General features: G+C 68.6%; 12 protein-coding genes. 10 read left to right on the top strand and 2 right to left on the bottom strand.

Features of this window, described 5'->3' with window-relative positions; translation table 11 throughout:
* Positions 1–24 precede the first annotated feature (24 nt).
* Positions 25–417 carry a VOC family protein gene (locus ASG74_RS01055; RefSeq protein ID WP_056138068.1) on the bottom strand — a complete coding sequence of 131 codons (393 nt, stop codon included), beginning with the start codon at positions 415–417 and terminating at the stop codon, positions 25–27.
* 222 nt (positions 418–639) lie between these two features.
* Positions 640–1407, bottom strand: coding sequence for a heliorhodopsin HeR (heR, locus tag ASG74_RS01050; RefSeq protein ID WP_056138062.1), 768 nt, complete (start codon positions 1405–1407; stop codon positions 640–642).
* A 48-nt stretch (positions 1408–1455) separates the two neighbouring features.
* Here heR and ASG74_RS01045 point away from each other — a divergent pair, with 48 nt between their 5' ends.
* From ASG74_RS01045 to ASG74_RS01000, 10 genes are all read left to right on the top strand, one after another.
* A complete protein-coding gene (locus ASG74_RS01045) occupies positions 1456–2967 on the top strand; it encodes an amidohydrolase (protein ID WP_082569444.1) in 1512 nt (503 codons plus the stop codon).
* Positions 2968–3120: 153 nt separating this feature from the next.
* Positions 3121–4971, top strand: a complete 1851-nt coding sequence (locus ASG74_RS01040) for a polysaccharide biosynthesis protein (protein ID WP_082569443.1) — start codon at positions 3121–3123, stop codon at positions 4969–4971.
* The gene (gene tviB / locus ASG74_RS01035) at positions 4968–6293 is read left to right on the top strand and encodes a Vi polysaccharide biosynthesis UDP-N-acetylglucosamine C-6 dehydrogenase TviB (RefSeq protein WP_056138060.1); all 1326 of its coding nucleotides are present in this window, start codon (positions 4968–4970) and stop codon (positions 6291–6293) included. The genes ASG74_RS01040 and tviB overlap by 4 nt, the downstream gene beginning before the upstream one ends.
* Positions 6294–6298: 5 nt before the next feature.
* Positions 6299–7459 carry a DegT/DnrJ/EryC1/StrS family aminotransferase gene (locus tag ASG74_RS01030; RefSeq protein WP_056139511.1) on the top strand — a complete coding sequence of 387 codons (1161 nt, stop codon included), beginning with the start codon at positions 6299–6301 and terminating at the stop codon, positions 7457–7459.
* On the top strand, positions 7449–8096 hold the full coding sequence (locus tag ASG74_RS01025; protein ID WP_056138058.1) for a sugar transferase: 648 nt from the start codon (positions 7449–7451) through the stop codon (positions 8094–8096). Before ASG74_RS01030 ends, ASG74_RS01025 begins: the two co-directional genes overlap by 11 nt.
* A gap of 133 nt (positions 8097–8229) precedes the next feature.
* Positions 8230–8496 carry a hypothetical protein gene (locus ASG74_RS17070; RefSeq protein ID WP_156465235.1) on the top strand — a complete coding sequence of 89 codons (267 nt, stop codon included), beginning with the start codon at positions 8230–8232 and terminating at the stop codon, positions 8494–8496.
* 50 nt (positions 8497–8546) lie between these two features.
* Positions 8547–10568: an acyltransferase family protein gene (locus tag ASG74_RS01015; protein ID WP_162252768.1), complete on the top strand. Its 2022-nt coding sequence runs from the start codon at positions 8547–8549 to the stop codon at positions 10566–10568.
* Positions 10569–10644: 76 nt separating this feature from the next.
* Entirely contained in the window at positions 10645–11658 is a 1014-nt protein-coding gene (locus tag ASG74_RS01010; RefSeq protein ID WP_056138052.1) for a hypothetical protein, read from the top strand.
* The gene (locus ASG74_RS01005) at positions 11655–12692 is read left to right on the top strand and encodes a glycosyltransferase family 2 protein (RefSeq protein ID WP_056138050.1); all 1038 of its coding nucleotides are present in this window, start codon (positions 11655–11657) and stop codon (positions 12690–12692) included. The genes ASG74_RS01010 and ASG74_RS01005 overlap by 4 nt, the downstream gene beginning before the upstream one ends.
* A gap of 41 nt (positions 12693–12733) precedes the next feature.
* Positions 12734–13822, top strand: a complete 1089-nt coding sequence (locus ASG74_RS01000; protein WP_156465234.1) for a glycosyltransferase family 4 protein — start codon at positions 12734–12736, stop codon at positions 13820–13822.
* The last annotated feature ends 3 nt before the right edge of the window (positions 13823–13825 follow it).

The following is a 13825-nucleotide window of genomic DNA, read 5'->3' as shown; positions in this document are numbered from 1 at the left end:
GCGTCCGGTGGGCGGGTCAGGGCCTCACGGCATCGGTGTCCCGAGGTTGAGGATGTTGCCGTCCGGGTCCTCGAACCAGACGCTGCGGAAGGCGCCGTCACCCATGGAGGCGACGCCGTCGGTGAACTCCATGCCCTCGGCCTCGAACGTGGTGAAGGTGACGCCCTTCGAACGCAGCCTGTCCACCGTCCCGTCGAACGCGTCGTCCGGCAGCTCGAACATCATGGCCGTCGCCTTGTTGCTGCCCGCGAACTCGGACAGGTACACGAAGAAGCTGCCCGAGCCGGACCGGTAGGTGATGCCTTGGTCCATCATCTCCGTCCCGGGTGCGAAACCGAGGGTCCCCTCATAGAAGTCGCGGGCCCGTTGCAGGTCGCTGACGCCGAGGGTGGTAACGGGCGTGTGGTCGCTGATCATGACTCCTCCATGGGCGGGCCGGGCGACCGTCGCTCGGTGGGCCTGAGGTCGAGGCTAGGGAGGCGCGTCGGTCGGGACAATGGGCTGAACAGGACAGCAGCCATGGCGCACGTGGGCCACCCCGTTCGTCACGTGAGGGGTGGCTGTCGGCTGACCATGGCGGAGAGGAGTCGCACCCGCGACGCGGCGCTGCGCACCCGCCACCCGGCGTCCCGGTGTGACCTACGCCGCGAGGGTCCCGCCGAACACCTGCCACGCCAGGAGCGACTTGGCGACGAGGCTGAGCAGGATGTAGATGCGCTCCCCGAAGAGGTAGCTTGCCCAGCGGCCGCGCGCCTTGTACTGCAGCCACTGGTTGAGGGCGAAGATGTTGAAGAACAGGAAGAGCGACACCACGATGGCGTAGACGAAGCCGGGTGGGCTGGCCTGCGACGGCGAGCTCGGCGCGACGACGTACACCACGACGGCGACCCATGGAACGGCCCCGGCGACGCAGCCGAACCAGAACGGCAGCCACCCGCCGTGACCGGGTTGCTCGTACTTCTCCTGCAACCAGCCGAACAGGATCATCGAGGCGTTGACGCCGGCGATTGCCAGCAGGGCCGTGATGTCGGCGATCCCCACAAGCTGGGCGATGACCACCATCATCAGTGAGGACGACAGGGAGTACTCGACCCAACGCGCCCGGTTGATCCCCCGGGCGAGGTCGCTCACGTAGCCGCGGAACCACACGGTCGAGACGACGAGGTGCGCCAGCGCTGACAGTGCCAGGAATGCGGCGACCGCCAAGCCCGTGGACAGGTCGAACAGGACGGTGGGCTCCTGCGGCGCAGTACCGGGAGGTCCGGCGAGATAGCTTGCCGTGACCGGGAGGGCGAAGTCGTTCGCGAGGGAGAGGACGGCCACCGCCTGCACGACATGCAGGGCCGCGGCCACGAGGTTGTCCCGGCGCAACGTGCGCTCCTGCGTGGACGACAGTTCCTGTGTCATGAGTGGGACGGTATCGGGGAGGAGCGCATTTCCTCCTAGGATCGCGGGGTGTCGCTCTTGATCCGTCAGACCCGCGTCGTTCCCATCGGCGGCAGGCCTGCCCCCGCCGGTCCCGTGGACGTGCGTGTCGTCGGTGACCGAGTGGTCGACGTCGCGCCGCAGGTGACTCCCTCCGGGGACGACGAGGTGCTTGACGGGCAGGGCCGCTGGCTGATGCCCGGGCTCTGGGACCAGCACGTCCACATGGGCCAGTGGGCGGCCACGGCCAACCGCCTGGACCTCTCGTCCACGAGGAGCCCTGACGAAGCAGTGAGGCTCGTCGCAGCGGAGGTGGGGGCCCGCCGCGGGGGAGCGGCCGGCATGGTCATCCAGGGCTTCGGCCACCGGACGGCGGCCTGGGATCGCCAGCCCACCGTCGCCGAGCTCGACGCCGTGAGCGGCGACGTCCCGGTCGTGCTCATCAGCGGCGACGCGCACAACGGCTGGCTCAACTCCGCCGCCCTCCGCCTGCTCGAGGTCTCGCCCCGCGAGGGTGTCGTGGAGGAGAACGAGTGGTTCCCCGTGTTCGCCCGCCTCGACGAGGTGACCACGACCGAGGAAGGCCGGCGGACGGCATACGCCAAGGTCCTCGACGCGGCCCTGCGACGCGGCGTCGTCGGCGTGCGCGACATGGAGTGGGCCGACAACGCGACCGACTGGGCTCAGCGTTCAGCCGACGGCCTCGCGGTCCTTCGGGTGCGCACCGCGACGTATGCCGCGGGGCTGGCCGACACGATTGCTGCCGGGCGGCGCAGCGGTGACGTCCTGGACGAGGCGGGGCTGGTCACCATGGGACCGCTGAAGATCATCAGTGACGGATCGCTCAACACGCGCACGGCGTTCTGCAACGACCCCTACGTGGGGGATGACGTGCTCGAGTTCCCACGGGGGCGCGCCAACAACTCACCCGAGGAGCTGGCTGACCTGCTCGCCCAGGCGACGGAACACGGCCTCGACGTGGCGGTGCACGCCATCGGGGACGCCGCCGTCGGGATTGCGCTGGATGCCTTCTCGCACACCGGTGCTCGCGGTTCCATCGAACACGCCCAGCTCGTGGCGCCGGCAGATGTCGAGCGCATGGGTCGTCTCGGCGTCGTCGCCAGCGTGCAGCCGGCTCACCTGCTCGACGACCGTGACGTGACCCACCAGTGCTGGCCCGATCGGGCCGACCGGTGCTTCCCCTTGCGGTCCATGCTCGACGCCGGTGTGACCCTCGCCCTCGGGTCGGACGCCCCGGTGGCGCCGCTCGACCCGTGGGTGGCGATGGCTGCTGCAGTTCATCGCAGTGGTGATGACCGCAATGAGTGGAACCCGGCCGAGACCCTCACCGTCGCGCAGGCCCTCGAGGGCAGCGTGGACGGCGCACACACCGTGTCCGTCGGGAGCCTGGCCGACCTCGTGCTCGTGGAGGCCAATCCTTTTGAGGCAGGGGAGTCCGGCCCAGACGTGGCAGCCCATCTGCGCTCGGCCGTCGTCACGGACACGGTCATTGCCGGACGCCTCGCCTTCCATCTGGGCTGACCCGCGTGGGCTAGCCGTGGCTAGTCAGTCAGGCCACAATCGTGGCCCCTTGTGCGGACTTCCTCGGGTTTGTCGTTCGCGTGGTTACCAGCCGCCCTAGCGTCCATTGCGTCGTCATGACTTGACGAATCGACAGCGTCGACGGGGTGCCAAATGTCGAAATCGCAGATCTTCGCCAGGCGATCGATGATGATCGTCTGGGACTCGGCGTCGTGGCTGCTCGCCCTGTTGAGCTTCTTGCTCGTGCGTCACGAGTTCATGCTCAGCGAGCGCGTCTGGGTCATCGCGTGGACCTACGTCCTCGTCGCTGTGGTGCTGCAGCTGCTGGGGGGCTTCGCGTCCCACCTCTACCTCGGGCGTTCCAAAGTGGGCAGCTTCGACGAGGTCACCGCTTTGGGTCAGCTGGTCATCGCCATCAGTCTCGTCCTCGGCGCAACGTTCTACATCGTCGGCCCGCTCTTCTCCCGTGGTCTGGCGTTCGTCATGCCCGCGCTGGCGTTCCTCTTCATGGCGGCCGGCCGATGGGTGTTCCGGGTCGCGCGCCAGCGGGACCGCCGGCGCAACGGCACGTCCACCGGTGCTCCTGCCCTGATCTACGGCGCCGGGGATGCCGGTCACCAGCTTGCTGCGCTCGTCGACGGTTCGGCCGACTCGCCCTACGAGATCGTGGGGTTCATCGATGACGACCCCCGCCTGCGGTTCCTGCGGGTTCGCGGCTATCGCCTGCTGGGGCGGGGGAGTGACCTCCTGCGGGCGGCCGACGCGACCGGTGCCGAGGTGGTCGTCCTCGCGGTGAGCCAGGCCAGCCCGCGGCTCATCCAGGCGGTCTCGGACCGCTGCACCGAGGCGGGCCTCGAGCTCGTCGTCGTCCCGCCGCTGCGCGAGATGATCAGCGGACGGCTCGAGCTCGACACCCTGCGCGCCTTCAACGTGGCCGACCTGCTCGGCAGGCGCCCGGTGGAGACCGACCTCTCCGAGATCGCGCAGCACATCGGCGGCAAGGTCGTCCTCGTCACGGGAGCGGGCGGCTCGATCGGCTCGGAGCTCGCGCGTCAGGTCCATCAGCTGGGGCCAGCCAAGCTTATCCTGCTCGATCGGGACGAGTCGGCGCTCCACGCCACGCAGCTCTCCATCGACGGCAACGGGTTGCTCGACACCGAGGACACGGTCCTCTGCGACATCCGGGACAAGGACGCGGTCTGCGCAGTGTTCAGCCGCCTGGCTCCCGAGGTGGTCTTCCATGCTGCTGCGCTCAAGCACCTGCCGATGCTCGAGCGCTTCCCCGAGGAGGGCTGGAAGACCAACGTCCTCGGCACCCTCAACGTCCTGGAGTGTGCCGCCACCAACGGTGTGCAGCACTTCGTCAACATCTCCAGTGACAAGGCCGCCGACGCGACCAGCGTTCTGGGACAGACGAAGCGGGTCGCAGAGCGACTCACCGCCTGGTATGCCGCGCAGTCCGGGCTGCACTTCCTCTCGGTTCGTTTCGGCAACGTCCTCGGGTCGCGCGGCTCGGTGCTCGAGACCTTCCGCGCCCAGATCGAGCGGGGTGGTCCGGTGACGGTCACCGACGCGGAGGTCAGCCGCTTCTTCATGACGATCCCCGAGGCGTGTGAGCTCGTGCTGCAGGCCTCGGCCATCGGCCGACCGGGCGACGTCCTCATCCTCGACATGGGCATGCCGGTGCGCATCATCGACGTGGCCCGGCGCCTCATCGAGGAGTCCGGCAAGGACGTCGCCGTGACGTTCACCGGACTGCGCGACGGGGAGAAGCTCCACGAGGTCCTGCTCAGCTCCGTGGAGACCGGATGCCCCACGGTGCACCCGCTCATCACCCAGGTGTCCGTGCCGCACGTCCGCCCCTCCGACGTCATTGCCCGGCACGTGGACGACGTCCATGCCAGCCACACCCGTGACACCCACTCCATCGACCGCATCGACATCGCAGGTCTTGGACTGGCCGCTTCCGCTGGCCAGGCTGCGACCGGAAGGAGCTCGCGATGACCACGTTCGCCACGCCCGCCACCGCCTTCGCCCCCGCGTTCCCCGCGCTTCCCGGCGGTGTGCGTCTCGCCGTCGTGGGCCTGGGCTATGTCGGCCTGCCCCTCGCCGTGGAGTTCGGCAAGATCATGGACGTCGTCGGCTTCGACATCAACGGCGCTCGGGTCAAGGAGCTGAGCACCGGCACCGACTACACGCTGGAGGTCAGTGACGAGGAGCTCGCCTGCGCAACACGGTTGGCCTTCACCGAGGACCCGGCGGACATCGCCAGCTGCAACGTCTTCATCGTCACCACACCGACGCCGATCGACGCGGCGAAGCAGCCCGACCTGAGCCCGGTGCTCTCGGCGACCGAGACCATCGCCAAGGTGCTGCTGCCCGGTGACGTCGTCATCTACGAGTCCACGGTCTATCCGGGTGCGACCGAGGAGCAGTGCGTCCCCGTCCTCGAGGACCTGTCCGGCCTCCTGGTGAACGTCGACTTCTATGTCGGCTACAGCCCCGAGCGGATCAACCCGGGTGACAAGGAGCACCGTCTGCCCTCGATCGTCAAGGTCACCTCCGGGTCGACGCCGGAAGCCGCCGACTTCGTGGACGGTCTCTATGGGTCGATCATCACGGCTGGAACGCACCGTGCCTCGTCGATCCGGGTCGCGGAGGCGGCCAAGGTCATCGAGAACACCCAGCGTGACGTGAACATCGCCCTCATCAACGAGCTGGCGATCCTCTTCAACAGGCTCGACATCGACACCGAGGAGGTGCTCGAGGCCGCGGGCTCGAAGTGGAACTTCCTCGGCTTCCGCCCCGGCCTCGTCGGTGGGCACTGCATCGGCGTGGACCCCTACTACCTGACCCACAAGGCACAGGCCGTCGGCTACCACCCCGAGATCATCCTCGCCGGCCGGCGGCTCAACGACCAGATGGGTTCCTACGTCGCGTCGCAGCTCGTCAAGCGGATGACCAAGGAGAACATCCCCGTGCGTGGCGCTCGGGTGCTCGTCCTGGGCCTCACGTTCAAGGAGAACACCCCGGACCTGCGCAACTCGCACGTCGTCGACATCCTCACGGAGCTGCGCGAGTACGACATCCGCGCCGATGTCCACGACCCGTGGGCCCGCCCCGAGGAGGCCAGCCGGCACTACGGCGTCAACCTCGTCCAGAGTCCCGAGCCGGGCGCCTACGACGCCGTCATCCTCGCTGTCGCCCACCGCGAGTTCCTCGAGATGGGAGCGGAGACCATCCGCGGCTTCGGCAATCCCGACGGTCACGTCCTCTACGACCTCAAGTACGTCCTCGCCAAGTCAGAGTCGGACCTGCGGCTGTGACCGCCATGCTGCCCGCCAGCGAGCGGATCTGCCTCTCTCCTCCGGACGTGACCGAGGGCGAGGAGGTGGCCCTCGTCAGGGCGCTGCGCTCGGGTTGGGTCGCCCCGCTGGGTCCCGAGGTCGACGCCTTCGAGGCCGAGCTGGCCCTGAGGTGCGGGCGTAGCCATGCCGTCGCCCTCTCGTCGGGCACCGCCGCCCTGCACCTGGGTCTCCTCGCGTTGGGTGTCGGCCCGGGAGACCTCGTCGTGACGTCCACGCTGACCTTCGCGGCCACGGCCAACGCCGTCATCTACACGGGAGCCCGCCCCGTCTTCGTGGACTGCGACACCAGCGGCAACATGGACCCGGCACTTTTGGCGTCGACCCTGACGCACCCCTCCGTGAGGGGCCGGGTCAAGGCGATCGTGCCCGTGGACCTGCTCGGCAAGGTGGCCGACCACGCAGCGATTGGCGCGATCGCACAACGTCACGGGATCCCCGTCCTGTCGGACGCGGCCGAGTCCTTGGGAGCCACGCTCGGCGGCAGGCCGGCCGCTGCCCACGGACTGGTCGCCGCCCTGTCGTTCAACGGCAACAAAATCATGACGACCTCCGGTGGGGGAGCGTTGCTGACCGACGATGCACGGATCGCGGCTCGGGTTCGCCACCTGGCCACCCAGGCGCGCGAGCCCGTCGTGCACTACGAGCACACGGAGGTCGGCTACAACTACCGGCTGTCCAACCTCCTCGCAGCGCTCGGCCGTGCGCAGCTCAGCCGACTCGACGAGATGATCGAGCACCGCCGTCACAACCGGATGCGCTACCTCGAGATCTTCCGGGACGTCCGCGGAGTGCGGGTCTTCGGTGAGGATTCCGGCCTGCACGACGAGCAGACGCACGACAACTGGTGGCTCAGCGCGATCCTCGTCTCCGAAGCCCAGGCCGGGTTCAGCAGCGAGGACCTGCGCCTTGCCCTGGAGAGCAACAACATCGAGGCCCGGCCGATGTGGAAGCCGATGCATCTCCAGCCCGTCTTCCGAGGTGCCACCTCCTTCGTCAACGGCACCAGCCAGCGCCTCTTCGCACAGGGGCTTGCTCTGCCCAGTGGCTCGGCCTTGACCGACGAACAGATCGACCGGGTCCACGGGGTCGTCGGGACCTTCCTGCAGGTTCACCGTGCCGCGTGAGCGTACCTCCGACGTGCTCAAACGGGTACTGGATGTCGGCGTGAGTGCTGTGATCCTGGTGTGCTCGGCACCGATCCAGCTGGTCGTCGCAGGTGCCGTCCTCGTGGCACACGGCCGCCCCGTGTTCTTCCGTCAGAGTCGGCCGGGTCGTGATGGGGTCGTCTTCGAGCTGGTGAAGTTCCGCAGCATGCGCGAGGTGCGCGGCAGGCATGTCAGCGACGCCCAGCGCCTGACGTCGACGGGCCGGTTCCTGCGGTCGACCAGCCTGGACGAGCTGCCGACGTTGTGGAACGTCCTCAAGGGCGACATGAGTCTCGTCGGTCCGCGGCCGCTGCTCGTGGAGTACCTCGACCGGTACACCCCAGAGCAGGCCCGTCGGCACGAGGTGCGACCGGGAGTCACTGGCCTGGCTCAGGTGTCCGGGCGGAACTCCCTCTCGTGGGAGGACAAGTTCGCCCTGGACGTCGACTATGTCGAGCGGCGCAGTCTGGCTCTCGACCTCTCTGTCATCGGTCGCACGGTGGTCGCCGTTCTCCGGCGCCAAGGGATCAGTGGCGAGGGAGAGGCGACGATGAGCGAGTTCGTCGGGTACGCCTGCACCTCTCGCGAAGCGGAAGCCGGTCGTGGCGACGCCTGACCCGGTCCGGCAGCGAGTGGTCGCCGTTGGCGCCTCGGGGTTGGCACGAGAGTGCCTCGACGTCGTTGAGGGGATGACGGACGCGGGCACAGCGATTGAGCTTGTAGGAGTTGTCGACGATGCTTCATCGGGTGTGTCACTCGACCGTCTGGCCGTGCGCGAGCTCGCCCACCTGTATTCGTTGGATGACCTTGGGACGGGCGCGGACACGTCGGTGGGCCCTGTCCTCGGCGTAGGGCACCGCCTGACGCGGGCGGCGCGCGTCGAGCGGTTGGATGCGGCGGGGTTCAGCTCCGCCTTGCCGGTCCACCACGGCGCCGTCCTCGGCTCCGTCACCTCGGTCGTCATGCGCGACGCCCCAGACTCCGTGGCCGTCAAGGGAGCCCCTAGGTCATGGTGATGGACACCCAGCGTGGCGCGGCTCCCATAACGACCCGTGCATCCACGACCATGCCGGAGACGGTTCGCCGGCGGCGGTTGGACGTCCAGGGGCTACGAGCAGTGGCCGTCCTGCTCGTCGTGGCGTACCACGCAGGCCTTCCCCTGCCGGGCGGGTTCGTCGGCGTCGACGTCTTCTTCGTCATCTCAGGCTTCGTCATCACCGGGATGCTCCAGCGTGAGTGGACCTCGCACGGTCGGATCCGCTTCGGCCGCTTCTACCTACGGCGCTTCAAGCGACTCGTCCCCGCCCTGGCGCTCATGGTCGCGGTAACCGTGCTGCTGTCCACGCTCTTCCTCTCGCCGCTGGGGGCGCAGCAGTCGACTGCTCAGACCGCCGTGGGCGCGATGTCCCTCCTCGCCAACGCCGTCATCGCGCGGACCACCGGCGACTACTTCGATGCACCGGCCGAGACGAACGCTCTGCTGCACACGTGGTCGCTCTCGGTCGAGGAGCAGTTCTACCTCGGCTTCCCGCTGTTGCTCGCCGCCTGCTGGTGGCTCGCCCGGCGGCGCGGGGGGGAGCGCAGCAGGGTCACGACCGTCGTCATCGGCGCCGTGGTGGTGGTGTCCCTCGGCATCGCCGTCGCCGTGAGCCGCGGCCGCGAACTGCCGGCGGGCGAGATGCTCGTCGGCTTCTACGGTCCGCTCACCCGGGTCTGGGAGTTCGGTGTGGGCGCGTTCCTCGCACTGGTGCCCGGTTGGGCGGGCGCGAGGACGCGCGCCAGTGGGTTGGGCCACGGGGCTCTGGGTGTGGTCCTGCTCGTCGCGTCACTGGTGCTCATCTCCGGGACGACACCCTTCCCGGGCGTATGGACGATCCTCCCGGTGGTGGCGACGGCCTTGCTCATCCGTTCGGGTGGGCGTGACGACAACGTCGTGGCTCGCCTACTGCAGCGCCGGTCCATGGTCCGGTTGGGGGACTGGTCCTACTCGATCTACCTCTGGCACTGGCCCTTCATCGTCTTCGCCGGGGCGCTGTGGCCAAACCGAGCGATTCCCCTCGTGCTCGCGGCCGTCCTCTCTGTGGCCCCGGCCATCGCGTCCTACACCTGGGTCGAGGAGCCGCTCCGCTCCCTCGAGCCGAAAGGCACAGGAGGGATCGCCCGGCTCGTCGTCCCCATCCTCGCCCCGCCGGTGGTGCTGGCACTGTTCTTAGGCTTTGCCGTTGACCGGGGCTTCTGGTCACCCACGGTCAAGGCGCACCAGGACGCAGTGCTCGCGGCGCACTCCGGCTGCCACGGCTACGTGCCCCTGACCTCCGAGACCTCAGATAGGTGCACGTTGAATGCTGAGAGTCCCGGGCGGCCGATCTATCTTGTCGGTGACTCCCACGCGCAGCACTTCAGTGAAGCGGTGCAGGGGGCTGGCGCCGAGATGGGACGGCCGGTCGTCATCTCCACGGCGACGAACTGCCCAGTCGTCGATATCGAGTTGACCTTTGCCCTCGGCCCTGCCGGTCACGATGCCGACTGCAGAGGCTTTGTCCGGGGCACGATGGCATTTCTCTCGCAGGCCACCCCCGGCGTTGTGGTGCTTGCCGCCTCTGACAGGTACTGGAGCGACGACGACTTCGCAGTCGGCAACAGTGCTGCCGCGATGACTCGTCTCACGGAACCCAAACTCGAGATGGCCGGGAAGGCCATCGCCACAACCGTGGCCGAACTACAAGCGGCCGGACACGTCGTTTTGTTGGTGGAGGACGTCCCACGGTGGGACGGCGTGGACGAGTGGACCCCTACCGACTGCACGGTGATCTCCCTAGTGAGCGGCTTCGGCCAGTGTGGGCGGCAGATGCCGACCGGACGAGCGGAGGAGCGACAGGGCGCAGCGCGCGCCGTGCTTCGCGAGGTCGCGTCCAGCACGGGCGCGCAGGTCCTTGATCCGTGGACCGCGCTGTGCCCCGGCGGCCGGTGCGCCACTCACACGGATAGCCGCACGAACTACCGCGACACCAACCACATCACCGTCTCGCAGAGCAAAGCATTGGCTCCCAGCTTCGTGGCGGCACTAGACGGGCTCTATGGACGCTGAGCGACCCATCTGGCCGGCATCCATCGATGCGGCGCCGGCCTCGCCGGGGGCGACTCCTTTGGGTATCGTCCGGCGAGTGAACGCAACCAAGGACAGGGGGCTGCGTGTCCTGGTCAGCGCCGGCACTGTGGGAGGTCCCGGGGGCGCGCAGCGCGCCGTGGCGTCGATCCTGCGGGCCCTTCCCGAGGACAGCGTGGACGTGGTCGCGCGGCGCCAGATCTCCGGCGGCCAGATGAGTGGTGCGCGACGAGTGTGGGACTCGCGCCACTGGCGGTGGATCGGCTCCAAGAGCGCCTCGGGCGTGAACGGGGCCGTGGCGAGGATCGTGAATCCCGCTCGCGCCCAGCTGTTTCCCGAGTACGACGTCCACGTCCGCCTGTACCAAGGGGTCAACGTCAACCGTGCGGTCCGAGCCAAGGTCCGGCTGCTGGTGCCGTCGGGGAACCAAGTCACCGCGGACGACGCGCACGGCTACGACTTCGTGGCGCTGCAGGCCCCTGACAACGTCGGCCTCGTCGACGCCGGACCAAGACTCACGCTGCTCCCGCCCCCGCTCTACCCGCTGAGCGATCGCGCGGACCAGCCGGGCACCCCCGTCCCGTCGGAGTTCTGCCTGACGGCATTCAACCCGTACGGGGCGATCAAGGGCGTCGACGACCTGGAGCGGGCACTGGAGGGCGCCAGCCTGCCGATCGTGTGGTGTCACACCAACCGAGGCATCGACACCCACGTCCCACCCGCCCTACGCGAGCATCCCATGCTGGTCCACGTGCCGGACCCGACACCCGCCGAGCTGAGGTGGCTCTATGAGAGGTGCGCGGCATACCTCTGCTTCTCCAAGTCGGAAGGTTTCGGCTGGAGCATCGCTGACGGTTTGAGGCATGCGCCCGTCGTCGTGTCCCGGGACATCGGCATCCTCACCCACCCCGAGGCGCGCTCGCTTTCCGGTGTCGTCAGGACCGAGACCTGGGATCTGGACTGGTCCGTCATGCCGACCGCGCGGGGGAACCTCCCGGACCGTGACCTTTCGTTCCAAGCGCCGGAGACGTTCCGGCGCAACCTGATGGCCCTCGTCGAGTCCGCCCCGTGAAGGACACTCCGCAGGTCAGCCTCGTCGTGCCCGTCCACAACGTCCGGGAGTACCTCGACGCCTGCGTAGCCAGCATCCTCGACCAAACAGAACCCGACATCGAGGTCCTGCTGGTCGACGACGGGTCGAGCGACGGCAGCGAGGCGATGTGCGACGAGTGGGGCCGACGCGACAACCGGGTGCGCGTCATCCACCAGCCGCAGCAGGGGTCCTCGGTGGCGCGCAACCGAGGGATCGACGAGGCGCGTGGTGCTTATGTCACCTTCGTGGACGCCGACGACCTCGTGGCACCGCATCTCGTGTCAGGACTCACGCGCGTGGCGCTGTCCGCAGGGGCGGACATCACCTTGGGGGAGATCGTACCCTTCGCCGCTCCGGGGCAGCCCACCTTCACGCTGGGAACGACGACGACGACGTCGTCGGCCGCCGACGAGTTGCTCCAGATCATCTGTGTCCGCCCCCAGTGGGGCCCGATGGCGAAACTGTTCCGCCGTGACCTCTTCGAGGGTGGGCCCCGCTTCCCGGTGGGCCTGCTCCATCAGGACCTCGCCTTCATGCCACGGATGTTCCACGAGGCGACGACATGCGCGCGGACGGACGCGGGCGTCTACGGCTACCGGCACCGGCCGGGCAGCGTCTCGGACAACGTGCGCCGCGTCTCCTTTTCGACGGACCTGATCACGATCCTGCGCGACAACATCGAGTTCGCCCGCCGGACGGCGCCGCCGGAGCAGTTCGCCGAGTTCCTGGTGACGTACCTGCTTCACGCGAGCAAGCATGTCGAGCGGATCGAGGCCGGCGAAGCATGGGACCGCAACGCTGACTTCCTGAGCGCCTACCAGTCCTTCGCCCGGGACTACGCGCGCGAGATGGCCCGCGTTCCCGGTATGGGTCGCGCCTACCGCAGCCTATGGTTGCTCTCGGCCGGATCCCCGGCAGCCTTCGCCCGGGTCTGGCGAACGGCTGTGCTGCTCAAGAGTCGGGGTCTGGCCCTGCGCAGACGGGCGACGGCGCAGACGCCGCGCCGGGGCTGAAAGCCGGCCGACGGAGCACCGAGAGGTGGTAGCAATAGCGCGTGCAATTTCTTTGGTACTTCCCCTTCGCTCGCGAGGAAGAGCTGGCGTGGGCTGAGAACACGCCGCGGGCTGGGGAGTCGATCGTCATGCAGGTCGTCGACCAGGAAGTCGCGCCGCCCGGCGGCACGCACGGACAGGTGACCGTGGTGCGTGACCTGCCGGACGTCAACCGCACCGTCGGCCGCTCCGCGTGGTTGGCGTCACGAGCCGCTACCTACTGGCAGCGAGCGGCAGCTCGACGGGCGACGCTCCGGGCGAACGACTTCGACCTCGTCCACCTGCACTACATCAATCGGTTCACAGACTCGTTCATCAGACCGGGCGCACCTCTCGTGCTCAGCGTGCACGACGTCCTGCCGCACCGGGCGCGTCTCGGCCGCGCCGAGCACCTCGTCCTGAAACGCACGTACGACCGTGCCGACGCGCACGTGGTCGCGCACGAGTCGCTGCGGGAGGCGCTGGTGTCGGACTTTGGCCTGCGAGCCTCGTCGATCCACGTGGTTCCCCTGCCGGTGCTCCCGGTCCCGGACGCCCTCGCCGGTCCACCCCCCGACGGGCCGCCCCTCGTGCTGTTCTTCGGGGCGTTGCGTCCGAACAAGGGGCTGTCCGTCCTCGTTGAGGCGGCGAGGCTGCTCGAGGGTCAGGACGTCCGGTTCGTGATCGCGGGACGCGGGGACCCGCGCGAGGAGGCCATCGCCAGAGCGGCCGCGGCGAGTGACCCGAGGATCGAGGCGCGCATCGGCTTCGTGACGATGGCGGACAAGCACCGTCTGTACGCCGAGGCGTCGATCGTCGTCCTGCCGTACACGTCCTTCGCGTCGCAGTCGGGCGTGCTCCACGACGCGTACGCGCACGGTCGGCCGGTTGTGGTCACCGAGGTCGGCGCGCTGGGACGCTCGGTCCGCGAGGACGGCACAGGTCTCGTTGTACCGTCGCGCGACGCGGGGTCACTGGCGTCTGCCATCTCAGATCTGCTCCAGCCCGACATGTGGACGGAACGCGCCCGCGGGGCCCAGGCGGTCCGCGCGCGACGGTCCCCAAAGGAGTCGGGAAGGCTGATGCGCGAGGTCTACGACACGCTGCTCTGAGGC

This window comes from Knoellia sp. Soil729, from assembly GCF_001427985.1.
GTDB lineage: Bacteria > Actinomycetota > Actinomycetes > Actinomycetales > Dermatophilaceae > Knoellia.
This window is presented reverse-complemented; position numbering and strand designations above follow the sequence as displayed.

What these genes read in the sequence shown, in the direction of transcription:
- tviB (WP_056138060.1), top strand. Translation starts at nt 4,968, where the DNA reads ATGACCACGTTCGCCACGCCCGCCACCGCCTTCGCCCCCGCGTTCCCC.
- ASG74_RS01040 (WP_082569443.1), top strand. Translation starts at nt 3,121, where the DNA reads ATGTCGAAATCGCAGATCTTCGCCAGGCGATCGATGATGATCGTCTGG.
- heR (WP_056138062.1), bottom strand. Translation starts at nt 1,407, where the DNA reads ATGACACAGGAACTGTCGTCCACGCAGGAGCGCACGTTGCGCCGGGAC.
- ASG74_RS01015 (WP_162252768.1), top strand. Translation starts at nt 8,547, where the DNA reads ATGCCGGAGACGGTTCGCCGGCGGCGGTTGGACGTCCAGGGGCTACGA.
- ASG74_RS01055 (WP_056138068.1), bottom strand. Translation starts at nt 417, where the DNA reads ATGATCAGCGACCACACGCCCGTTACCACCCTCGGCGTCAGCGACCTG.
- ASG74_RS01030 (WP_056139511.1), top strand. Translation starts at nt 6,299, where the DNA reads ATGCTGCCCGCCAGCGAGCGGATCTGCCTCTCTCCTCCGGACGTGACC.